This is a genomic window from Rouxiella badensis, assembly GCF_026967515.2.
GTDB lineage: Bacteria > Pseudomonadota > Gammaproteobacteria > Enterobacterales > Enterobacteriaceae > Rouxiella > Rouxiella badensis.
The window spans coordinates 173,997-197,326 of the sequence record NZ_CP114062.1; the positions used below are offsets into that span (position 1 = coordinate 173,997).

The window sequence follows — 23,330 nt, forward strand, 5'->3', positions numbered from 1 at the left end:
GAGGAGATCCCGGGCAATGAAAGGTCTCAGCGGTGAGCGCGGCTTCTTTTGGCTGAGAATCGCGCGTTTTTTTCTCCTGCTGATACTGACGGGAGGCGCGCTGCTGTGGGCGGCAAACCGTATCTGGCCACTGCCTCTGCAAGAGCTGCCGGTCGCGAGAGTGGTGACCGCAGAGGACGGTACGCCGCTTTGGCGCTATGCCGATGCACAGGGTGTGTGGCGTTATCCCGTTAAACTGGATCAGGTCTCGCCGTACTATTTGCAGGCGCTGTTGACCTACGAGGACCGCTGGTTCTGGGATCATCCCGGCATTAATCCGCTGTCGCTGCTGCGTGCCAGTTGGCAAAATATTCATCACGACGGCATCGTTTCAGGCGGAAGTACGCTGTCGATGCAGGTCGCGCGGCTTATCTGTCCCCATCCGCGCACTTTTGCGGGCAAACTGCGCCAGATTGCCCGTACTCTCCAGCTCGAGTGGACGCTGTCGAAATCGCAAATTCTTGAAATTTATCTTAATCGTGCCCCCTTCGGCGGTACCTTACAGGGCATAGCGGCGGCCAGCTGGACCTACCTGGGCAAACCGCCTTCTGAGCTAACGCCAGGCGAGGCGGCGCTGCTGGCCGTTTTACCGCAGGCACCGAGTCGGCTGCGTCCCGACCGATTCCCCGAACGCGCTCGTGCCGCAAGAGACAAGGTGCTCTCCAGACTGGCGGAGTATCACGTCTGGCCGCAGAGGCGCGTCGACGAGATTCGTCAGGAGTCCATCTGGCTTGCCCCGCGTCAGGTGCCACAGCTTGCCCCGCTGCTGGCGAGAAGGCTCACTAGCCATAATAACCGCACCATCGTGACCACAACGCTCGACGCTAATCTGCAAAGGCAGCTTGAGGAGCTGGCGGCAGGCTGGAAAAACCAGCTGCCGGCGAAAACCTCCGTCGGGGTTATCGTGGTTGAAAGTTCGACGATGGCGGTAAAGGCCTATCTTGGCTCGGTCGATTTCAAAGACAGCAGCCGCTTTGGGCAAGTCGATACGGTCAGCGCATGGCGCTCGCCGGGGTCAACCCTCAAGCCTTTCCTCTATGGGCTGGCGCTGGACGATGGCTTGATAACTGCGGAGTCGCTGTTACAAGACGTACCAAGGCGCTTCGGGGATTATCGTCCGGGCAATTTTGACACCGGTTTTCATGGGCCAGTCAGCGCCAGCGAAGCGTTGGTCAGGTCGCTCAATCTCCCTGCTGTGCAACTGCTCGATGCTTACGGGCCAAAACGTTTTACTGCGAATTTACGCAACGCCGGTATTCACCTGCGTTTTCCCGCTAACAGTGACCCCAGTCTGGCGGTCATATTGGGTGGCACAGGATCGCGGCTAGACCAACTGGCACAGGCTTACAGTGCGCTGGCGCGGGGCGGTAAGGTCGCCAGATTACGCTTTGAACCTCAACAGCCTTTGGTCGAACGCAGGTTGATGTCGCCGGGAGCGGCATGGATTATCCGACGTATCCTGGGCGGGCAGGCACTCCCGCAACCCGACAATACGTTGCCCGGCACGGTTCCATTGGCATGGAAAACGGGCACCAGCTACGGCTATCGCGATGCGTGGGCGATGGGGGTGAATCCGGGATATATCATCGGCGTGTGGGTAGGGCGCCCTGACGCCACGCCGGTTGCCGGTCAGTTCGGCTACGCTACGGCAGTGCCGCTGCTCAATCAGGTGAACAATTTGTTGGTCAGCTCGGCGCGTTACAGCCCGAAGATGGCGGTGAGTGACCCGCGTCCGCCATCGGTTGGGATTGCCACGCTGTGCTGGCCCGGCGGACAGCCGCTCAAGGCGGGTGACACCAACTGCCGCCAGCAGCGCCAAAGTTGGACGCTCGACGGCACGCTGCCGCCCACGCTCCCAGCGCCTGGGCAGGAGTCGCAGGCCGGGAGTCTGATTACGCTGTGGGTCAATTCACAGGGCCAGCAGGTCGCGGCCAACTGCCCGAATTCTCACGCTACTCAGGTGGCGCTATGGCCGACGCCGCTCGAACCCTGGCTGCCGCCCGAAGAGCACCGTAGTCAGCGTTTGCCGCCGCATGACGCGAGCTGCCCGCCGCTGGGCAAATCTGCAGTACAGCCGCTTTTGCTATTGGGAATACGCGATAACGCGATCCTCAAGCCTCTGCCGGGGCAACGCAGTCTCTCTCTGCGAATCGAGTCGCAGGGCGGGGCTGGGAGACGTTGGTGGTTCCTCAATGGCGAGCAGGTGGAGAACGGCGCCGACAATCGAATCTTTCAGGCCACGCTAAGCCAGCCGGGCCAGTATCAACTGTCGGTGCTGGATGAGAGCAGTCAGGTTAGTACGCTCAATTTCACCCTTGATTAATGATTTTGTTTATAGAAAATGAGGCCTTTGCGCCACAAAGTGAATCAGTGACACATTTTTTTAATCAAATGTTGTTATTCCTGTAGGCAAGCGTTACTTAGCCCCCTATAATCGGCGCCATTTTCCGGCAGTGTTAACATTTAATCGACCTGCACAAACTCTAAAGTCAGACAGAGGTTTTTTTATGACTATCGAACGTACTTTCTCTATCATCAAGCCAAACTCCGTAGCTAACAACGACATCGGTGCTATCACTGCGCGTTTCGAACGTGCTGGCTTCCAGATCATCGCTTCTAAAATGATCCGTCTGAGCAAAGAAAAGGCTGAAGGCTTCTACGCTGAGCACAAAGGTCGTCCATTCTTCGACGGTCTGGTAGAGTTCATGACCTCTGGTCCAGTTGTTGTTCAGGTTCTGGAAGGCGAAAATGCCGTTCAGCGTAACCGTGACATCATGGGCGCAACCAACCCAGACAACGCTCTGGCGGGTACTCTGCGTGCTGATTACGCTGACAGCTTCACTGCTAACGCCGTTCACGGTTCTGACGCGGTTGAGTCTGCACAGCGCGAAATCGCTTACTTCTTCGACGAAAGCGAAATCTGCGCTCGTTAATAAGAAGTTAGGTTTAGGTCGGTTTACTACGCTAATTGGCTGATACAATAAATTTGTATTAGCTGGCTTTCATTAATAGCCACCTCGCCTTAAAATTTGTACAATGTTGCGCCCCAAGGGTTTTACTCTTTGGGGCGTTTAATTATTTCTGTAGTGGTTTGAGCAATGAGCATTCGTGGGCGATTTAAGGCCCGCACTTCCTTCGAGCCATAACGTGTAACAACGAGGCCAATAAAAATATGTCCAGTACCATCGAATTAGATATTCCGGTTCTCAGCTCGTCTGAAATCGACTCCCTGAACGTCATCCGCGCTGAAAATGCTGCTAAAGCAGAATTAGCTGAGAAATCAGCGGCCCCGGTGAGCGCCAAAATTAACCTTCTGGATTTGAACCGCAAACAGATGCGCGAGTTTTTCATCAAAATGGGTGAAAAACCGTTCCGTGCGGATCAGGTCATGAAGTGGATGTACCATTACTGTAGCGATGATTTCGAGGAAATGACCGATATCAATAAAACGCTGCGTAACAAGCTGGCGAGCGTTGCCGAAATCCGTGCTCCGGAAGTTGCCGTTGAGCAACGTTCTGCAGATGGCACCATCAAATGGGCTATCCAGGTCGGCAATCAGCAGGTTGAAACTGTTTATATTCCTGATGGCGATCGCGCCACGCTGTGTGTGTCCTCACAGGTAGGCTGCGCGCTGGAATGTACTTTCTGCTCAACCGCTCAACAGGGCTTTAACCGCAACCTGCGCGTTTCTGAAATCATCGGTCAGGTCTGGCGTGCCGCGAAGATTATCGGTGCGGCAAAAGTTGCCGGTACTCGTCCAATCACCAACGTGGTGATGATGGGCATGGGTGAGCCGCTGCTTAACCTGAACAACGTGGTTCCCGCGATGGAAATCATGCTCGACGACTTCGGTTTCGGGCTGTCAAAACGTCGCGTGACCCTGTCTACTTCCGGTGTGGTTCCTGCACTGGACAAGCTGGGCGACATGATTGACGTGGCGCTGGCTATCTCCCTGCACGCACCGAACGATGAAATTCGTGACGAGATTGTGCCGATCAACCGCAAATACAACATCGACACCTTCCTGGCTGCCGTTAATCGTTATTTGGGGAAATCTAACGCTAATCAGGGTCGCGTGACCGTTGAATACGTTATGCTTGACCACATCAACGACGGTACCGAGCACGCGCACGAGCTGGCTGAAAAGCTGAAGGATACGCCGTGCAAGATTAACCTGATCCCATGGAACCCCTTCCCGGGGGCGCCATACGGTCGCAGCTCCAATAGCCGCATCGACCGTTTCTCCAAGGTGCTGATGGACTACGGCTTTACCGTTATCGTGCGTAAAACGCGCGGCGACGATATCGATGCCGCCTGCGGACAGCTGGCGGGCGAAGTTATTGACCGTACCAAACGTACTTTGAAGAAAAAAATGGCCGGTGAATCTATTATGGTTAAAAGCGTATAAATAGATCGTGGTTCTGAGCTTGCATGGGTCTTCTTATCGGTAGAAGGGTAAAAGGATTTAATATGGCGATAATGCAGTGGAAAGGGTTCTTCGCCGCGAGCGCGGCAGTCTGTCTTCTGGCGGCCTGTTCGGGTTCAAAGCAACCGCCGGTCGAGGCCGCCTCGGGCGCGCCTCAAACCCAACTTCAGTTGGGAATGGAGTATTTGTCGCAGGGGAACATGCCTGCGGCAAAGGCCAATCTGCAACAGGCGGTCGACGCCTCGCCTCAGGATTATCGTAACCAGCTGGGAATGGCATTGTATGAGCAAAAAAACGGCAATAACGACGCCGCGCAAAGCCGCTACCAGCAAGCGTTAAAGCTCGCCCCTCAAAATGGAACTGTCCTGAATAATTACGGTGCGTTTTTGTGTAGTTTAGGGCAGTATGTACCGTCACAACAGCAGTTTAGCATCGCTGCCCGTTTACCTGATTCCGGTCCGGTAGCTGACAGTCTTGAAAGTGCAGGCTACTGTTTTCTGAAGGCTAATCAGTATGATGAAGCAAAAGTGTTGTTGAGTCAGGCGCTGAAAAACGATCCTGACAAAGGCACGCCTTTGATGACTCAAGCCAACGGGCAGTTTAAAGCAGGGAATCGCGCCGACGCGCAAGTATTACTGGATGTATATCAACATGTTCTGCCAGCCAGCGCTGACAGTCTTATGTTACAAATTCGTTTCGCGGCGTTAGCAGGCAAACCGGACAACGTTCAACGTTACGGCAAGCAGCTTGCGCGGAATTTTCCACAATCCCAACAGTACCAGCAGTTCTTAGCTAATGAATACTGAAGCCACTCAAGATAAAAGTACTAAAGTGACCGCGGGTGAGCGCCTGCGTCAAGCTCGTGAGCAGTTGGGACTCAGCCATCAGGCTGTGGCAGAACGTCTTTGCCTAAAGCTTTCGACTATTCGCCAAATCGAAGAAGGAAATACGCCAACCGACCTGGCGCCGACTTTCTTGCGCGGTTATATCCGCTCTTACGCAAAACTGGTCCACGTTCCTGAAGAGGAACTGGCATCGTTAATTGGCAAGCAGGCGCCAATCAATGTGCCAAAAGTGGCTTCTATGCAGGGCGTATCGTTACGCAAGTCGCGCAAAAAGCGTGATGGCTGGCTGATGGGCTTTACCTGGTTGATAGTTTTCGTGGTGCTCGGCCTGACCGGCGCATGGTGGTGGCAAAACCATCAGGCGCAGCAGGAAGAGATTGCCAATATGGCGGACCAATCTACCGCACAGCTAAACCAGGATAATGCTCAGGGGCAGTCAATTCCCTTGAACACCGGTAGCGCATCTTCTACAACCGCAGCCCAATCTGCTGCTCCAGCGACTGCCTCTGGCAACGCTGCGGCTACGCAGGCGCAAAACGCTGTGCCGCTGAATACGACGCCAGATACCGCTGCAAACGCGGATCCAGCGCAGACTCAGGCCCCGGCTGCGGACACTACAAGCCAGCCGAACTCGGCTGAGACTCCGTCTTCTGCATTGCCAACCGGTGATGCACAGGCTAGCGCCACTGCGGCTGATGCAGACGCTGTGGCAATGACTTTCAAAGCAGACTGCTGGTTGCAGGTTAACGACGCTTCCGGAAAAACATTGTTCAGCGGCGTGAAGAAAGGCGGAGAAACGCTAAACCTGAAAGGTAAAGCGCCGTATAAATTGAAAATCGGTGCACCTGGTGCCGTCGAGATTCAATACCAAGGTAAGCCGGTTGATCTAAGCCGTTTTGTTAAATCAAACCGTGTTGCTCGTCTGACTTTAGCCGCTCAGTAACAGCGTCTTGACTCTGGCCTGCCCTTGCAAGAGGGCAGGCCAGGACGATCGCAACGATGGAGAGTACAAATGCATAACCAAGCACCCATTACCCGTCGCAAATCAACCCGGATTTACGTCGGCAAGGTGCCTGTCGGTGATGGTGCACCAATCGCGGTGCAATCAATGACCAACACCCGCACCACCGATGTCGCCGCAACCGTCGCTCAGATTAAAGCCCTTGAGCGCGTCGGTGTGGACATTGTTCGTGTTTCTGTTCCAACCATGGACGCTGCTGAAGCCTTCAAGCACATCAAACAGCAGGTTAACGTTCCGCTGGTTGCCGATATCCATTTCGACTACCGCATCGCCTTGCAGGTTGCCGAATACGGCGTGGACTGCCTGCGTATTAACCCGGGCAATATCGGTAATGAATCGCGTATTCGTTCAGTCGTTGACTGCGCGCGCGACAAAAATATTCCTATCCGTATCGGTGTGAACGGCGGCTCACTGGAGAAAGATCTCCAGGAAAAATATGGCGAACCTACGCCTCAGGCCCTGCTGGAATCAGCGATGCGTCACGTCGATATCCTCGACCGACTGAACTTCGATCAGTTCAAGGTCAGCGTTAAGGCGTCTGACGTTTTCCTGGCCGTCGAATCTTATCGTCTGCTGGCCAAGCAAATCGTGCAGCCCCTGCACCTCGGTATCACCGAGGCCGGTGGCATGCGCAGCGGCTCGGTAAAATCAGCGATCGGCCTCGGCCTGCTGCTGTCTGAAGGTATCGGCGATACGCTGCGTATTTCACTGGCGGCGGACCCGGTAGAAGAAGTGAAGGTTGGCTTTGATATCCTCAAGTCGCTGCGTATTCGCTCGCGCGGGATTAACTTTATCGCCTGCCCGACCTGTTCTCGTCAGGAATTCGACGTGATAGGCACCGTCAACGCGCTGGAACAGCGTCTTGAAGACATCATCACCCCGATGGACATCTCGATCATCGGCTGTGTGGTGAACGGTCCGGGTGAAGCGCTGGTTTCTACCTTGGGCGTGACCGGCGGTCATAACAAGAGTGGTTTCTACGAAGACGGCGTTCGTCAAAGAGAGCGTTTTGATAATGAGCTGATGATCGATCAGCTTGAAGCGAAGATCCGCGCCAAAGCGGCCCTGATGGATCAAAGTAAGCGCATCGTTATCAATCATCTCGAAAAGTAACCTGAGCTCGCGCTGCATTGCCAGCGCGCCTGCCCTTTGGGCTGAATTAGACTGAACCCGATATGAGGCGTTGACGTATCCGCATTGAACCTCAGGATACAAAACCCCTATAATCGGGTTCATTTTTATAAAAAAAGATAGAGAACTGACGTGGCAAAGAACATCCAGGCTATCCGCGGCATGAACGATTATCTGCCAGCAGACACTGCACTGTGGCAGCGTATTGAAGGTACGCTCAAGCAAGTCCTTGGCACCTACGGCTACAGCGAAATCCGTATGCCGATTGTAGAGCAGACCCCGTTATTCAAACGCGCGATCGGTGAAGTCACCGACGTGGTTGAAAAAGAGATGTATACCTTCGAGGACCGCAACGGCGAGAGTCTGACCCTGCGCCCTGAAGGCACCGCTGGCTGCGTTCGTGCCGGCATCGAGCATGGTCTGCTGTACAATCAGGAACAGCGTTTGTGGTACGTCGGACCCATGTTCCGCTATGAGCGTCCGCAAAAGGGCCGTTACCGTCAATTCAATCAGCTGGGTGTCGAAGTGTTTGGCCTACAGGGTCCAGATATCGACGCAGAGCTTATCATGCTTACCGCCCGCTGGTGGCGTGAACTGGGCATCGCCGAGCACGTTTCCCTCGAGCTGAACTCTATCGGTTCACTGGAAGCGCGCTCCAACTATCGTGATGCGCTGATCGCCTTCCTTGAGCAACATATTGAAAAGCTCGACGAAGACTCTAAACGTCGTATGTATACCAACCCGCTGCGCGTTCTGGACTCTAAAAATCCAGAGGTTCAGGCATTACTGAACGATGCACCGGAGCTGGCGGACTACCTCGACGAAGAATCTCGCGAACACTTTGCAGGTCTGTGTGAACTTTTAGGCCTCGCAGGTATCCCATATACGGTCAATCAACGTCTTGTACGCGGTCTGGACTATTACAACCGTACCGTATTCGAGTGGGTAACCACCAGTCTTGGTGCGCAGGGGACAGTCTGTGGCGGCGGTCGCTATGACGGTCTGGTTGAGCAGCTTGGCGGGCGTGCGACCCCGGCAGTAGGTTTTGCCATGGGTCTTGAGCGTCTGGTGCTGCTGGTTCAGGCCGTTAATCCTGATTTCAAGGCGCCGCCAACGGTCGATGCTTACGTGATTTCTTCCGGTTCGGGCACGCAGGGCGCGGCGATGCAACTGGCTGAAAAACTGCGTGACGCACTGCCAGAGCTGAAAGTCATGACTAACTACGGCGGCGGCAACTTTAAAAAGCAGTTTGCCCGTGCCGACAAATGGGGGGCGCGTATCGCCCTGGTATTAGGCGAGGACGAAGTCGCGGCTCAGCAGGTCGTCGTTAAAAATCTGCAAAGTGGTGAGCAAGAAACGCTGGCGCAGAGCGATTTGGCTGTGCGTCTGGCCTCGATGTTAGGTTAAGGAGAAGGACCACGTGGAAGTCTATACCACTGAAAATGAACAGGTTGATGCCGTCCGCCGCTTCTTTGCCGAGAATGGTAAAGCGCTGGCTATTGGCGTCGTCGTGGGTATTGCTGCCTTAGGCGGTTGGCATTACTGGCAGACTCATGAGAACACCGCTCTGACCGAAGCCTCGGCGTCTTATCAGCAGGCAAGCACTGCGCTGACGTCTAACAAAGCCGATGGCGTGGCCAATTTAGAGAAGTTTGCTCAGACCAACAGCAACAGTTATGGCGTTTTTGCTGCCTTGCAGCTGGCCGATCACTTCGTTGAGGCCAAAGATTTCGTTAATGCCGAAAAACAACTGACGCAGGCGAGCCAGCTGACTAAAGACGAAAACTTATTATCACTGGTTAACTACCGTCTGGCACGCGTTCAGCTGCAACAAAACAAGCTGGATGACGCGCTGAAAACCCTCGACAACGTCAAGGGCGACGGCTGGATGGCGATGCAACAAGAGGTCCGCGGTGACGTTCTTCTGGCGAAGGGCGATACCAAAGGTGCCAGGGATGCATACAGTAAAGGCCTTGATTCCAAGCCATCTCAAACGCTGCAGACTATGCTGCGTATGAAATTGAATAACTTATCCAGCTAAGGGGAACCCCGATGCAATTGCGTAAAACACTCTTGGTGGGATGGGTTTCTGTTGCCCTGCTGAGCGGCTGTTCATTGTTTGGCGGCGAAGAAGACGTCGTTAAAATGTCCCCGCTGCCAAAAGTTGAAAATCAGTTCACGCCGACCGAAGTGTGGAGCACTTCCGTGGGTGATGGCGTAGGTCAGTATTATTCTCACCTGCATCCGGCCTGGCAAGACAACACCATTTACGCCGCCGACCGTTTTGGTATCGTGAAGGCGCTGGACGCCAGCAACGGCAAAGAGAAGTGGAAGGTTGACCTGTCCGAAAACCCGGGCTTCTTCTCTAGCAACATCTCCGCCGAGCTCTCTGGCGGCGTGACCGTTGACGGTTCAAACCTGTATATTGGCAGCGAAAAAGCCATCGTTTACTCGTTGAACACCGCTGACGGCAAGCTGGCGTGGAAAACAACCGTAGCCGGTGAAGCCATTTCTCGTCCGGTAGTCAGCGGCGGTCTGATCTTGATTCACACCAGCAACGGTATTCTGCAGGCGCTGAACCAGAAAGACGGTAGCATCGCGTGGAGCGCCAACCTCGATATGCCAACGCTTTCCCTGCGTGGTGAATCGGCGCCAGCCGTTGCCTTTGGGGCTGCCATCGTTGGCGGTGACAACGGTCGCGTCAGCGCGGTGCTGTTGAAAGAAGGCCAGATGATCTGGCAGCAACGTATTTCTGAGCCAAGCGGTGCGACCGAAATCGACCGTCTGAGCGACATCGATACCACGCCTGTTATCGTTAACGGCGTCGTATACACCGTTGCCTACAACGGCAATCTGGTGGCGATGGACCTTCGCTCCGGTCAGATCATGTGGAAGCGTGACGTCGGTTCGGTTAACAACATCGTGATCGACGGTGACCGTATTTACATGGTCGACCAGAATGACCGCGTGATGGCACTCAACACCCAGGGTGGTGTCACTATCTGGACGCAAAGCGCACTGCTTCACCGTCTGGTGACCGCTCCAGTGCTGTACAACGGCTATCTGGTGGTTGGCGATGCTGAAGGCTATCTGCACTGGATGAACACCAATGATGGTCGCTTTGTCGCCCAACAGAAAGTGGACTCCTCTGGCCTGTTGAGCGCGCCGATTGTGGCAAGCGACAAGCTGGTTGTGCAGGCTAAAGGCGGCGAGGTTTACTCCTTCCAGCGTTAATCCCCTGCGTCCTGGACGCTGTAGCGGCGTTGGCTTTGCTCACGCACCCTGGCTACAGCGTCAATTACTTGGGTATATGCTTTGGTTATATGCCCAAATGATTTAAGATGCGGGTATAATAGCTACGCCATTAAACGGCTCCTGAATTGCTCAGGGGCCGTTTCGTATTCTAAAAACAGCAAGAATGGTTACCCCTTTTCTGTTGTAAGAAATTGAATTTTAATGATTTGCATTATAGCGGTTGGATGTTGTAGCCCGTCGGGTTACGCATGTTTATCGGCTATAAAAAAATGAGGCTTCAAAAATGATACCTGTCGTCGCGCTAGTTGGGCGCCCGAATGTGGGTAAATCCACCTTATTTAACCGTTTGACCAAGACGCGTGATGCGTTGGTGGCGGATTTCCCCGGGCTAACGCGTGACCGCAAGTATGGTCGTGCCGAAATCGAGGGCAACGAATTCATTATTGTTGATACCGGTGGTATCGACGGTACCGAAGACGGTGTTGAAACTCGCATGGCGGGTCAATCCCTGCTGGCAATCGAAGAAGCAGATATCGTGCTGTTCATGGTGGATGCTCGTGCGGGCGTGATGCCTGCGGATCAGGGCATTGCCCAGCATCTGCGCAGCCGTGAAAAAGCCACTTTCCTGGTTGCCAACAAAACTGACGGTCTCGACGCAGACAGCGCGACCGCAGATTTCTACTCTCTCGGTCTGGGCGACGTCTATGCTATCGCAGCCTCTCACGGCCGCGGCGTAACGCAGCTTATCGAGCACGTGCTGGTGCCGTTCGTCGGTGAAAAACCTGAACAAGTTGAGCTGACCGAAGAAGAGGCCAACGCCGCTTACTGGGCAGAGCAACTGGGCGAGAACGAAGACGAGATCCCGGCCGACGTTGAAGAAGACTTCGACCCGACTACCTTGCCTATCAAACTCGCGATCGTGGGCCGTCCAAACGTCGGTAAGTCAACGCTGACCAACCGTATTCTGGGTGAAGACCGCGTTGTCGTATACGACATGCCGGGCACCACCCGTGACAGCATCTACATTCCGATGGTCCGTGACGAGCGTGAATACGTGCTGATCGACACCGCCGGTGTGCGCAAGCGCGGTAAAATCACAGAAACCGTCGAGAAGTTTTCGGTTATCAAAACCCTACAGGCGATTGAAGACGCCAACGTGGTGCTGTTGGTCATTGACGCACGCGAAGGTATTTCCGATCAGGACCTTTCTCTGCTCGGCTTTATCCTCAACAGCGGCCGCTCACTGGTTATCGCGGTGAACAAATGGGACGGAATGTCTCAGGAAGCGCGTGATGCGGTGAAAGATACCCTGGACCTGCGTCTTGGCTTTATCGACTTCGCGCGTATCCACTTCATCTCCGCATTGCACGGCAGCGGCGTAGGTAATCTGTTCGAATCAATCAACGAGGCTTACCACTGCGCGACTAAACGTGTGAGCACCTCGATGCTGACCCGTATTATGCAGATGGCGGCAGACGACCACCAGCCACCGCTGGTCAACGGCCGTCGCGTGAAGCTGAAATATGCCCACGCCGGGGGTTATAACCCGCCAATCGTGGTTATCCACGGTAATCAGGTGAAAGACCTGGCCGACTCCTACAAGCGCTATCTGATGAACTACTTCCGTCGTTCACTGGAAATCATGGGTACGCCAATCCGTATCCAGTTCAAAGAGGGTGAGAACCCGTTTGAAGGCAAGCGTAATACCCTGACGCCAAACCAGATGCGTAAGCGTAAACGGCTGATGTCGCACCTGAAGAAAAAATAATCGCGACCCTTTAACGCGATAAACAGAACTGCATCCCAACTTTTGGACTCGAGTCTGAAACATTAAGATGCAGTTTTTTATTGTTAACTCCAGCCCCCAGCATGACCCGCTCTCCCGCCGATTTTTCCTGCGCTCTCACTTTTCACAAGGCCCTAAAAAAGCAGTCCCTGACACAGTGACTATAATTTTTTGGTAACCCTTTTTTTTGTGAGTATTAAATGGAGAGTCGTTAATGTCAGATCATAAAGATAATACAGGAAGTAAACATGGTGACCTGGAAAACAAAACCGCCTCTGTGAAACCCCATCTGGAAGACACTGCCCCGAAAGGCGCACCGATAAAACCGCAAAAAAGCGTGAGTCCACCCGGTGCGGAGCCGACCTTTGCAGGCAGTGATAAAACCCCATCGACCACCAACGCCAAACTAGAACAACTTGATGCTTATCGTGAAGACCCGGACGGCCAGGCATTACGCACCGATCAGGGCATCAAAATCTCTGATAACCAAAACTCGTTGAAAGCCGGTGCACGCGGTTCTACGCTGCTCGAAGACTTTATTCTGCGAGAAAAAATCACCCACTTTGACCACGAGCGCATTCCTGAAAGGATTGTTCACGCGCGCGGTGCGGCGGCACACGGCTATTTTCAGGTTTATCAGTCACTGCATGCGCTGACCAAGGCGGGTTTCCTTACCGATCCTGGGCTGGATACGCCGGTATTTGTACGCTTCTCTACCGTACAGGGCGCTCGGGGTTCGGCAGACTCGGTAAGGGATATCCGTGGATTCGCCACCAAATTTTATACCCAAGAGGGTAACTTTGATCTGGTGGGCAACAATACCCCGATATTCTTTATCCAGGATGCCATCAAGTTTCCCGACTTTGTGCACGCCGTAAAACCGGAGCCACACAATGAGATCCCGCAGGGACAGAGTGCCCACGATACCTTCTGGGACTACGTGTCGCTACAGCCTGAAACGCTGCACAACGTGATGTGGGCGATGTCCGACAGGGGTATCCCGCGCAGTTATCGCATGATGGAGGGCTTCGGGATCCACTGCTATAAGTTGATCAACGCCGAAGGCAAGAGCCACTTCGTCCGATTCCACTGGAAACCGACCTGTGGCGCGGCATCGTTGATTTGGGACGAAGCCCAAGTGTTGACCGGCAGGGATCCTGATTTCCATCGTCGCGAGCTTTGGGAATCTATCGAGGCGGGCGACTTCCCAGAGTTCGAGCTTGGCCTACAGATAATCCCGGAAGAGGACGAATTCAAATATGACTTTGATATCCTCGATCCCACCAAGTTGATCCCTGAATCACTGGTGCCGGTGCAGATAGTCGGCAAGATGGTGCTGAATCGCAATCCTGACAACTACTTTAGTGAAACCGAGCAGGTCGCCTTCTGTCCCGGCAATATCGTACCTGGCCTGGACTTCTCCGACGATCCGCTGCTGCAGGGCCGTTTATTCTCGTATCTGGACACGCAAATCAGTCGCCTTGGCGGCCCCAATTTCCATGAGATCCCTATCAATAAACCCGTGTGCCCGTTCCATAATCATCAGCGAGACGGCATGCACAGAATGGGGATTTCGGGTAAAGCGAACTACGAGCCTAACTCCATCAACAACAACTGGCCGCGTGAAACGCCGCCGGCCAAAAAGGACGGCGGTTTCGCCACCTCTCCACAGCCGCTGAACGGGCAGAAGGTGCGCGTCAGAAGCGAATCCTTCAATGACTATTATTCCCAGCCGCGTCTGTTCTGGCAGAGCCAGACCCAATTCGAGCAGGATCATATCGTTGGTGGCTTCAGCTTCGAGTTGGGCAAAGTTGTGCGTCCGTGGATTCGTGAGCGCGTCGTTGATGAACTCACTTATATCGATGGTGATTTAGCGGCCCGCGTGGCGGCAAATATCGGCCTTGAGCTGAGTGACGAGCAGCGTGCGCATCCGATCCCGAAAGACGTTAACGGCCTGAAAAAAGATGACGCATTGAGCCTGTACGGCGACAAAGTGCATCCGGTGAAGTCCCGTCAGGTGGCGATTCTGGTTGCCGACGGCGTCTGCGGTGATTCGGTTGAGAAAATTACCGCTGAGCTAAACGCGCTGGGGATTCATACCAAGATTTTTGCGCCACGTCTGGGCAAAATCAAAACGCTGCAGGGTAAAACGGTGAATGCCGACGGCACCATTGAGGGTAACCCTTCGGTGCTGGTCGATGGCGTCATCGTTGCTACCGGCAAGGACAGCATCGAGGCTCTGAAGAAAAATGGTAATGCCAAGAACTACCTGCTTCAGGCCTTCAAGCACCTGAAGGCGATCGGCTTACAGGGCGATGCGTTGAAGCTGTATGAGGCGCTGCCGCTGCCGAAACCGGATGAAGGCGTCATTGTGGATGACGATGCCAAACAGGTGGCCGACAAGTTTATCGAGGTGCTGAAGAAACACCGCGTCTGGTCACGCGAGGCCGCCGCACAGGAAGTTCCTGCCTAGTGTAAAGGTATCACCAGCGTTGTTTAGAGGCTCCCTGCTTATGAGGGGGCCTTTTTTATATTTTCAACCGCAGGGCTGAGGGGGATTTTTTACCGGTGTGATGTGTTAATCCGAATCTGCTTTCTGGTTAGTTTGATGCAGGACCTGGTGTGTTGATCATTGGCGATTCGGCTGGGGATCATAAAGTTGGTGCTGACGCAGTGCGATCGGTCGCGCGCTGGCTTTTCTGACCGACTCACGTACCACCAGTTTGCCCTGCAACAGCTGAGTGGTGAAGGGGGCGTCTGGGCGGAAGATGCGTCGTTGTAACAGAGCAATCGCTTCTGCGCCGAGCTCGTCGCGGGGAACCTGAACCGCCGTCAGTGCAACGTCTTGAATTTCAGCCAGATTAAAGCCGTCGGTGCTCATGACGCTGATATCGCGCGGCACCGATAATCCTCTCTTACGCAGCGCCGCCACTGCACCCGCCGCCATAAAGTCGCCTCCCGCAAGAATGGCCGTCGGCAGCGGTGCACCATCTTCCAGACTGTCGATGTACTCAAGCAGCGTTTGCTCGGCCTCCTGCGCGCCAAATCCTGATGTGCTCAACAAATGCTGGCTGTCGCTGAAGGTTTGATGATTGCGTGTAAAGGCGTTTTTAATGCCGTTGAGGCGCAGTTCCATGGTCTGCCGACGCAGACATTGTAGCGTCACGATATGTTGATGCCCCTGGGCAAAAAGATAGTCACAGGCGAAGTCACCCATGCTTTGATGATCGGGTGACACGCTGTCGTGGCGCATCAGCCGGTCCTGACAGTTCACCAGTACGCAAGGTTTGCCGACGTCATTGGCCAACTGATGGATATGTGGATCGTCGATGCCGACCAGCAGTACGGCGTCGGCCAGCGGGTCAGTCATCTTGGCGATAAACAGCGCCGCATCGGCGTTCTCCTCTTCCATCGCGAAATAGCGCACCCGCACCTCGTGGTGTGCGGTAGCGGCGAGGATCCCCTGAATCAGCTTGTAGTAAAAGATATCGCTACGCACGTCGAACGCCCGTGCCGGAGCAAACAAAATGAGGTTGTTGAGCATCAGTCTGCCGGTCGAGAGGTCATCGAGGGTGCCCTGTGAGCGAGCACAGGCCAAAACGCGCTGTCGTGCCTGCGCGCTGGTATTGCTTTTTCCGGCCAGAACCCGTGAAACCGTGCTGATTGACAGCCCCGTTTGGTCAGCAATTTGCTGGATATTTAACTTTCCTTTCAAACTGTGATCTCCTTCAAATTCATCCATGCAAATTTTTTCACCAGAGGCGAGGCCGAGTGGATAAGCTCTCGGACGACCCTGTTTCAGTGATGAAGTTATAGCGTGAAAGCTTTTGCAAAAAATCACGTTTCGCTCACAAATCGGCCTGCCTACTCTTCCTGAGTACCTGACATAAACATCATCTGCACACTGAATGACGGATGGGAGAAAGGCATGACAACTGAAATCAACACCGCTTCGACGGCCGTTGTCGGACGAAGAAAGTTCAAGGCGCTACGCTGGTGGATGCTGGCGCTGTTTCTGCTTGGGGTCACCGTAAACTACATAACGCGCAACTCTCTCGGCCTGCTGGCGCCAGAGCTGAAAACCAGCCTGAACATGAGCACCGAGCACTACTCCTGGGTCGTGGCCGCTTTCCAGCTGGCCTACACTATTTTCCAGCCGCTGTGTGGCTGGGTCATTGACGTCATTGGGCTCAAGCTGGGCTTCATGATTTTCGCTACCGTTTGGGCAGTGGTGTGCATGTTGCACGCTGGCGTCGGCAGTTGGATACATCTGGCGGTGCTGCGTTTCTTCATGGGCAGCGCCGAAGCCGCCGCCACGCCCGCCAATGCCAAAGCGATTTCTGACTGGTTCCCGCGCAAAGAGAGGCCGGTGGCCGCAGGCTGGGCGGGGGTCGGCTTTTCGATTGGTGCGATGCTCGCACCGCCTATTGTGGTCATCGCGCATCTGTCCTTCGGCTGGCGTGGTGCTTTTCTGTTTTGTGGTTTTCTAGCGTTGCTGTGGGTGGTGCTGTGGTGGCGTTTTTATCACGAGCCCGAGAGCCATCCTAACCTGAGCAAAGACGAGCTGGCGTTGATTCGCCAGGACAACGAGCCGCAGCAGTCGCGCCTGCCGTTCCTTGCTTCACTGAAAATCGTGAGTAAAAACAAAAAATTCTACGGCATCGCTATCCCGGCCTTTCTGGCTGAACCCGCATGGGCCGTCTTTAGCTTTTGGGTGCCGTTGTATCTCGCCAACGATCGCGGAATGGACCTCAAACATATTGCCATGTTCGCCTGGCTGCCGTTTCTCGCTGCCGATATCGGCAGCGTGGCGAGCGGATACCTCACCACGCTTTACCGCAAATGGTTCCACTGCACGCGCATCAACTCGGTGGTGGCCAGTTCCGTGACCGGCGCATTCATGATGGTCTCGCTAGCCTTCGTCGCGATGACGAAAGATCCCTACCTGGCGATTGCGCTGATCTCGATTGGCGGATTTGGGCATCAGGTTATCTCCTGCATGTTGAGCGCGTTGGTGGTCGAGTCTTTCGATAAAAATCAGGTTGCGACGGTCAACGGCATGCGCGGTTCCTCGGCGTGGATCGCCAGTTTTCTATTTTCACTGCTGATCGGCGCAGTCGCCGACAACATCGGTTTTAATCCGCTATTTATCGCCATGGGATTTTTTGATTTAGTTGGTGCAGTCTTCTTGATTGCGCTGATTGCTGAACGTCGTAATCCAGCAAAAGGGGAGCATGCATGAAGACGTTAAAACATTGGGAACTCGAGAAGCGCCACGAGGCAGGCATAGATTTGCGCGTCGACGGCAAGCATATTATGAGCCTGCGGGTGCTCGAACAGGGGCTGTTTCGGGTACTTTTGCAGCGCGAAGGTCGGCTGGAACTCAACAGAACCTGGAGCATTGCGCCACAGGAGGACGTGCCGGTGGAGGGGCGAAATCGCCTGAGCAATGCCGGTTTCAGTCTGCCCGAGTTTACCTTTGATCAAAGCGAGAACCAGCTGCGCCTGGCGACATCCCAGCTGCGGGTCACCGTTCACCAGCCGCTGCGCCTCGAGTGGGAAGGCCTTAACCAAGAGGGTGAGTGGCAGCTGATTGCGAGCGACAGGCCAACGGGGGCGTACCTGCTGCCGTCGAAGGGCGAGGGCGTGGAACATTTCCAGCGTCGCTATGCGCAGGACAATTACTACGGCCTCGGCGAGAAAGCGGGGGATCTCAACCGCACCGGTCGCCGCTTCGAAATGCGCAACCTCGACGCGATGGGCTACAACGCGGCCAGCACCGACCCGCTCTATAAGCACGTTCCCTTTACCCTGACGCGACACGAAGGCGTGAGCTTTGGGCTGTTTTACGACAATGTAAGCAGCTGCCGTTTCGATTTGGGGAACGAGCTGGATAACTATCATCTTCCTTATCGACGCTTTAGTGCCGAAGCCGGTGATCTCGACTACTACCTGTTTATCGGCCCTACGCTGCTCGAAGTCACCAAGAAGTTTGTGCGCCTGACCGGAAAAACCTTCTTCGGTCCGAAATGGAGTCTGGGCTACAGCGGCTCAACCATGCACTACACCGACGCGCCGGACGCCCAGCAGCAGCTGATGAAGTTTATCCGCCTGTGTGCCGAGCACCGTATTCCGTGCGACTCCTTCCAGCTGTCGTCAGGCTATACCTCGATAAACGACAAACGCTATGTGTTCAACTGGAACCATGACAAGTTTCCACGGCCCGAGGCGATGACCGCCGCGTTTCATCACGCCGGACTGAAACTGGCCGCGAACATCAAACCTTGCCTGTTACAGGACCATCCGCTGTATGCCGAGGTGGCCGAGCAGGGGCTTTTTATACAAGATTCAGAAACGGCCACGCCCGAATGCTCCAGCTTCTGGGACGATGAAGGCTCGCATCTCGACTTCACCAATCCGGCCACCTTCGCCTGGTGGCAGGCACAGGTCACGCGTCAGTTGCTGGAGAAAGGCATCGACTCCACCTGGAATGACAACAACGAGTTCGAAGTCTGGGACGGCGACGCGCGTTGTTACGGTTTTGGGGAGCCGATCGCCATCAAGCATATTCGCCCTGTTATGCCGTTGCTGATGATGCGTGCGTCCTTCGAGGCGCAGCTAAAATTTGCCCCGCATAAACGGCCGTACCTGATATCTCGATCCGGCTGTGCGGGCATGCAGCGTTATGTGCAGACCTGGAGCGGAGATAACCGCACCGACTGGTCAACGCTGCGCTACAACACCCGCATGGGATTAGGTATGAGCCTGTCGGGGTTATACAACGTCGGCCATGACGTAGGCGGCTTTGCGGGTCCGAAACCGGAGGCAGAACTGTTTGTGCGCTGGGTGCAGAACGGTGTGATGCACCCACGCTTTACCATTCATTCGTGGAACGATGACAGCACGCTGAATGAGCCGTGGATGTATCCCGAGGTGACGACGGCGGTGCGAGAGGCGATTGAACTGCGCTATCGGCTGTTGCCCTATTTTTATACGCTGCTGTGGCAGGCATACGCTGACGACGAGCCGATGCTGCGTCCGACGTTTCTGGACAACGAACATGACGCGAGCACCTTCGAAGAAAACGATGATTTTCTGATAGGGCGTGATCTGCTGGTGGCCAGCGTGGTCGAGAAAGGCCAGCGTGAGCGCGAAGTCTATCTGCCCGATAACGCAACCGGTTGGGTCAATTTTTACAGCGGAGAGTGGTTCCGTGGCGGTCAGCGAATCCTGCTGGCGGCAGCCCTGGACCGGTTGCCCTTAATGGTGCGCGGCGGCAGCGCGCTGCCGTGTTCGGCACGACTGGCGCACTGCGACGTGGAGCTGGACACTCAACGCAGCCTGCAAGTGTTCCCGCTGCCGGGCGCGGGCAAGGCCAGCGGTAGCCTGTTTGAGGACGACGGCGAAAGCCACGACTGGCAGCAGGGGATGGCGCTGTGGCTGGCGTGGGACATCGAATATACCGATCAGCGAATCAATCTGCGCTTTACGCGCCGTGGAGAATATCGTCCACGCTGGCGCGGGCTGAACGTTGTTCTGCCCGTCGGAGAAACGCGCGAAGTATGGATTGAGGGCGAGAAGACCTCCAGCTATTTGCTGTGGTGAGGCCTGTTCTGCGTTAGTCGGTTTTTTTACTGGCGGCCGCGCGCTTGCGCGGTTTTTTCTCGACGGTGACTGATTTCACTTCGCTCTCGATCCAGCCGTCTTCCAGTCGAGTCTTGAGCATCGCGCCCGGTGCCGTCTGCGCGGTATGCTTCAGTAATTCCCCCTGCGGCGTGGTGGTCACGCTGTAACCGCGCGCCAAGGTTGCCAGCGGGCTAACCGCTTCAAGCTGGGTACAGGCGGTGCCAAAGCGCTGGCGACTGTCGCCGAGCTGCGCCGTCATCGCCTGCTGAAGACGATACTGTAACTTCTGCACCCGCTGCTGCATTTGATGAATGCGGCGCTGCGGCTGATGCTGGCTCAAACGCTGTTGCAGGCTCTGATCACGGCGCAGCAGACGACGAAGGTGATTTTGCATCGCCTCGTCCAGGCGGCTGCGCAGTTTGAACAGTGCGGTTTGCTGGCGTGCCAGACGCAGATGAGGATGCTGCTGCTGGAGGCGATGGTTGAGTCGCGTAAAGCGCTGTGCCATCTGCGCCAGATAGTAATCCATCGCCATTTCCAGACGCTGCTGCTGTGACTGAATCTGACGAAGCAGCTCAAGCTGGTTTCGGCTGATCAGTTCGGCGGCGGCCGAGGGAGTCGGGGCGCGCAGGTCGGCGACGAAATCGGCGATAGTCACGTCGGTCTCATGGCCGACGGCGCTGACAATCGGCAGACGGCTAGCGAAAATCGCCCGTGCGACGCGTTCGTCGTTAAAACTCCACAAATCTTCAAGCGACCCCCCGCCACGCCCGACTATCAGCACGTCACACTCGTTTCGTTGATTCGCGAGAGTGATAGCCCTGACGATTTGCAGCGGCGCGTCGACGCCCTGAACCGCCGTAGGATAAATCACCACCGGCAGAGACGGGTCTCGGCGTTTCAGCACCTGTAGGATATCGTGCAGCGCCGCGCCGCTGGCAGAGGTAATGACCCCGACGCATTGAGCCGGGGAGGGCAGCGGCTGTTTGTGTTCGGTGTCGAAAAGCCCTTCGGCGGAGAGCGTCTGCTTCAACTGCTCAAACTGCTGCTGCAACAGTCCGTCACCGGCAGGCTGCATGCTTTCGGCAATCAGCTGGAAATCACCGCGCGGTTCATACAGCGTAATCGACGCGCGAACCAGAACCTGTTGACCATTTTGCGGGCGAAAAGGGGTGCGGCGATTACTGTTGCGGAACATCGCGCATTTAACCTGCGCGCGCGCATCTTTTAGCGTGAAATACCAGTGGCCGGAAGAGGGCTGAGAGAAGTTTGAGATTTCGCCGGAGAGCCAGACCTGACCCATTTCGTTTTCCAGCAACTCACGGACCGTCTGATTGAGGCGGCTCACGGTAAAAATCGGTGGCGAAGAAGGTAGTGGCATGTGACCCAGATCAAATTCGAAAACAGAGACTTAATCAATCGATACTACAGGCACGTTCGAGGTAATCAAGAGTTTTTTATAAAAAATGTGAAATAGTACTAGAGCAAACGATTGAGTGCCTGTATACTCTCGCTGCAATATTTTATCTTTTCCGCATACCACCTTGGTGAGATATTGCCCATGCTACGTTTAAAGAAAGAAGCACTAACGTTTGACGACGTTCTCCTTGTTCCAGCCCATTCCACAGTTCTGCCTAACACAGCCGATCTCAGTACTCAGCTGACTTCTAAAATCCGTCTGAACATTCCTATGCTGTCTGCAGCCATGGACACCGTTACCGAAGCGAACCTGGCGATTGCCCTGGCTCAGGAAGGCGGGATGGGTTTCATCCATAAGAACATGTCTATTGAGCGTCAGGCTGAAGAAGTTCGCCGCGTTAAGAAGCATGAAAGCGGCGTTGTTGCCGATCCTAAGACCGTAACGCCAGCAACTACGCTGCGTCAGGTTAAAGAACTCACCGAAATCAACGGCTTCGCAGGTTATCCTGTGGTGACCGAAGGCAACGAGCTGGTCGGTATCATTACCGGTCGTGACGTGCGCTTCGTGACCGACCTGGACCAGCCAGTGACCGCGGTCATGACCCCGAAAGAGCGTCTTGTGACCGTTAAAGAAGGTGAATCTCGCGAAGTTGTTCTGCAGAAAATGCACGAAAAACGCGTTGAGAAAGCGCTGGTTGTCGACAGCCAGTTCCACCTTCTGGGTATGATCACCGTTAAAGACTTCCAGAAAGCAGAGCGTAAACCTAACGCCTGTAAAGACGAAAACGGCAGCCTGCGCGTAGGCGCTGCGGTTGGCGCAGGTGCTGGTAACGAAGAGCGTATCGACGCACTGGTTGCTGCAGGTGTTGACGTACTGCTGATCGACTCCTCACACGGCCACTCCGAAGGCGTTCTCGGACGTATTCGCGCGACGCGTGCAAAATATCCTGATCTGCAAATCATTGGCGGTAACGTAGCGACTGGCGAAGGTGCTCTGGCACTGGCTCAGGCTGGCGTGAGCGCGGTTAAAGTGGGTATCGGCCCTGGCTCAATCTGTACCACTCGTATGGTTACCGGCGTAGGCGTTCCACAGATAACTGCCGTCTCTGACGCGGTTGAAGCGCTGGAAGGCACCGGTATTCCGGTTATTGCCGACGGCGGTATTCGTTTCTCCGGTGATATCGCTAAAGCTATCGCGGCGGGCGCAAGCTGCGTGATGGTTGGTGGCATGCTGGCAGGTACCGAAGAATCTCCAGGTGAGATCGAACTGTACCAGGGGCGTTCATTCAAGTCTTACCGTGGTATGGGCTCACTGGGTGCGATGTCCAAAGGCTCTTCAGACCGTTACTTCCAGAGCGATAACGCCGCTGACAAACTGGTACCAGAAGGTATCGAAGGTCGCGTTGCCTACAAAGGCCGCCTGAAAGAGATAGTTCACCAGCAAATGGGTGGCCTGCGCTCCTGTATGGGTCTGACCGGTTGTGCTACTATCCAGGACCTGCGCACCAAGGCTGAGTTCGTTCGTATCAGCGGCGCGGGTATTCAGGAAAGTCACGTACACGACGTAACCATTACCAAAGAGTCACCAAACTATCGCATGGGTTCTTAATTTGGTTATTGGGGCTGCTGCGCTTCGGCAATACTGCGTTGAACTCAGGCTCAAAAATGCTCATTTACGCATGTAAACTGCGCTTTTTTCGCCTAAGTCCCTTTTGCCTTGGCTCGCTGGCCCCTTGATCGAGTTGATTGAGTCTGTGTTAAACCCGGTTTCGGCCGGGTTAC

General features: G+C 54.9%; 16 protein-coding genes. 14 read left to right on the forward strand and 2 right to left on the reverse strand.

Features of this window, described 5'->3' with window-relative positions; all coding sequences use genetic code 11:
* Nucleotides 1-16: 16 nt before the first annotated feature.
* The 11 genes from pbpC (at nucleotide 17) to katE (ending at nucleotide 14,976) form a co-directional block, all read left to right on the forward strand.
* Nucleotides 17-2,362 carry a peptidoglycan glycosyltransferase PbpC gene (gene pbpC, locus O1V65_RS01025; RefSeq protein ID WP_017490188.1) on the forward strand — a complete coding sequence of 782 codons (2,346 nt, stop codon included), beginning with the start codon at nucleotides 17-19 and terminating at the stop codon, nucleotides 2,360-2,362.
* A 184-nt stretch (nucleotides 2,363-2,546) separates the two neighbouring features.
* Entirely contained in the window at nucleotides 2,547-2,972 is a 426-nt protein-coding gene (ndk, locus tag O1V65_RS01030) for a nucleoside-diphosphate kinase (RefSeq protein ID WP_017490187.1), read from the forward strand.
* A gap of 239 nt (nucleotides 2,973-3,211) precedes the next feature.
* Entirely contained in the window at nucleotides 3,212-4,447 is a 1,236-nt protein-coding gene (gene rlmN, locus O1V65_RS01035) for a dual-specificity RNA methyltransferase RlmN (protein ID WP_017490186.1), read from the forward strand.
* A 71-nt stretch (nucleotides 4,448-4,518) separates the two neighbouring features.
* Nucleotides 4,519-5,271 (forward strand): type IV pilus biogenesis/stability protein PilW, encoded by a 753-nt coding sequence (gene pilW, locus O1V65_RS01040; RefSeq protein ID WP_038327571.1) that lies wholly within the window; start codon nucleotides 4,519-4,521, stop codon nucleotides 5,269-5,271.
* Nucleotides 5,261-6,253, forward strand: a complete 993-nt coding sequence (gene rodZ, locus O1V65_RS01045) for a cytoskeleton protein RodZ (RefSeq protein ID WP_165429298.1) — start codon at nucleotides 5,261-5,263, stop codon at nucleotides 6,251-6,253. The genes pilW and rodZ overlap by 11 nt, the downstream gene beginning before the upstream one ends.
* A 69-nt stretch (nucleotides 6,254-6,322) precedes the next feature.
* A complete protein-coding gene (ispG, locus tag O1V65_RS01050; RefSeq protein ID WP_017490183.1) occupies nucleotides 6,323-7,444 on the forward strand; it encodes a flavodoxin-dependent (E)-4-hydroxy-3-methylbut-2-enyl-diphosphate synthase in 1,122 nt (373 codons plus the stop codon).
* A gap of 150 nt (nucleotides 7,445-7,594) precedes the next feature.
* The gene (gene hisS / locus O1V65_RS01055; RefSeq protein ID WP_084912129.1) at nucleotides 7,595-8,869 is read left to right on the forward strand and encodes a histidine--tRNA ligase; all 1,275 of its coding nucleotides are present in this window, start codon (nucleotides 7,595-7,597) and stop codon (nucleotides 8,867-8,869) included.
* Nucleotides 8,870-8,882: 13 nt separating this feature from the next.
* Nucleotides 8,883-9,503, forward strand: a complete 621-nt coding sequence (locus O1V65_RS01060; protein WP_017490181.1) for a YfgM family protein — start codon at nucleotides 8,883-8,885, stop codon at nucleotides 9,501-9,503.
* An 11-nt stretch (nucleotides 9,504-9,514) separates the two neighbouring features.
* Entirely contained in the window at nucleotides 9,515-10,696 is a 1,182-nt protein-coding gene (gene bamB / locus O1V65_RS01065; RefSeq protein ID WP_017490180.1) for an outer membrane protein assembly factor BamB, read from the forward strand.
* Between the two features lie 304 nt (nucleotides 10,697-11,000).
* Entirely contained in the window at nucleotides 11,001-12,485 is a 1,485-nt protein-coding gene (der, locus tag O1V65_RS01070) for a ribosome biogenesis GTPase Der (RefSeq protein WP_017490179.1), read from the forward strand.
* 232 nt (nucleotides 12,486-12,717) lie between these two features.
* On the forward strand, nucleotides 12,718-14,976 hold the full coding sequence (gene katE / locus O1V65_RS01075; protein ID WP_017490178.1) for a catalase HPII: 2,259 nt from the start codon (nucleotides 12,718-12,720) through the stop codon (nucleotides 14,974-14,976).
* Between the two features lie 156 nt (nucleotides 14,977-15,132).
* Here the strand turns inward: katE and O1V65_RS01080 are convergent, their stop codons facing one another.
* Complete coding sequence (locus tag O1V65_RS01080) at nucleotides 15,133-16,218, reverse strand: LacI family DNA-binding transcriptional regulator (protein WP_269130093.1); 1,086 nt, start codon at nucleotides 16,216-16,218, stop codon at nucleotides 15,133-15,135.
* Nucleotides 16,219-16,431: 213 nt separating this feature from the next.
* On the opposite strand from O1V65_RS01080, the gene O1V65_RS01085 reads away from it, so the two are divergent.
* Together O1V65_RS01085 and O1V65_RS01090 are read left to right on the forward strand one after the other, a co-directional pair.
* Complete coding sequence (locus O1V65_RS01085; protein ID WP_017490176.1) at nucleotides 16,432-17,745, forward strand: MFS transporter; 1,314 nt, start codon at nucleotides 16,432-16,434, stop codon at nucleotides 17,743-17,745.
* Nucleotides 17,742-20,108, forward strand: coding sequence for a glycoside hydrolase family 31 protein (locus O1V65_RS01090; RefSeq protein ID WP_269130094.1), 2,367 nt, complete (start codon nucleotides 17,742-17,744; stop codon nucleotides 20,106-20,108). Before O1V65_RS01085 ends, O1V65_RS01090 begins: the two co-directional genes overlap by 4 nt.
* A gap of 13 nt (nucleotides 20,109-20,121) precedes the next feature.
* On the opposite strand, the gene xseA is transcribed toward O1V65_RS01090, so the two are convergent.
* Nucleotides 20,122-21,510 (reverse strand): exodeoxyribonuclease VII large subunit, encoded by a 1,389-nt coding sequence (gene xseA / locus O1V65_RS01095; protein ID WP_269130095.1) that lies wholly within the window; start codon nucleotides 21,508-21,510, stop codon nucleotides 20,122-20,124.
* A 180-nt stretch (nucleotides 21,511-21,690) separates the two neighbouring features.
* Here xseA and guaB point away from each other — a divergent pair, with 180 nt between their 5' ends.
* Entirely contained in the window at nucleotides 21,691-23,157 is a 1,467-nt protein-coding gene (gene guaB, locus O1V65_RS01100) for an IMP dehydrogenase (protein ID WP_017493892.1), read from the forward strand.
* The last annotated feature ends 173 nt before the right edge of the window (nucleotides 23,158-23,330 follow it).

Bases quoted from the DNA above. Each gene is read 5' to 3' on its own strand.
- pbpC (WP_017490188.1), top strand. From the start codon at position 17: ATGAAAGGTCTCAGCGGTGAGCGCGGCTTCTTTTGGCTGAGAATCGCG.
- O1V65_RS01090 (WP_269130094.1), top strand. From the start codon at position 17,742: ATGAAGACGTTAAAACATTGGGAACTCGAGAAGCGCCACGAGGCAGGC.
- pilW (WP_038327571.1), top strand. From the start codon at position 4,519: ATGCAGTGGAAAGGGTTCTTCGCCGCGAGCGCGGCAGTCTGTCTTCTG.
- bamB (WP_017490180.1), top strand. From the start codon at position 9,515: ATGCAATTGCGTAAAACACTCTTGGTGGGATGGGTTTCTGTTGCCCTG.
- rodZ (WP_165429298.1), top strand. From the start codon at position 5,261: ATGAATACTGAAGCCACTCAAGATAAAAGTACTAAAGTGACCGCGGGT.
- rlmN (WP_017490186.1), top strand. From the start codon at position 3,212: ATGTCCAGTACCATCGAATTAGATATTCCGGTTCTCAGCTCGTCTGAA.
- ispG (WP_017490183.1), top strand. From the start codon at position 6,323: ATGCATAACCAAGCACCCATTACCCGTCGCAAATCAACCCGGATTTAC.
- ndk (WP_017490187.1), top strand. From the start codon at position 2,547: ATGACTATCGAACGTACTTTCTCTATCATCAAGCCAAACTCCGTAGCT.
- xseA (WP_269130095.1), bottom strand. From the start codon at position 21,510: ATGCCACTACCTTCTTCGCCACCGATTTTTACCGTGAGCCGCCTCAAT.
- katE (WP_017490178.1), top strand. From the start codon at position 12,718: ATGTCAGATCATAAAGATAATACAGGAAGTAAACATGGTGACCTGGAA.
- der (WP_017490179.1), top strand. From the start codon at position 11,001: ATGATACCTGTCGTCGCGCTAGTTGGGCGCCCGAATGTGGGTAAATCC.
- O1V65_RS01085 (WP_017490176.1), top strand. From the start codon at position 16,432: ATGACAACTGAAATCAACACCGCTTCGACGGCCGTTGTCGGACGAAGA.
- guaB (WP_017493892.1), top strand. From the start codon at position 21,691: ATGCTACGTTTAAAGAAAGAAGCACTAACGTTTGACGACGTTCTCCTT.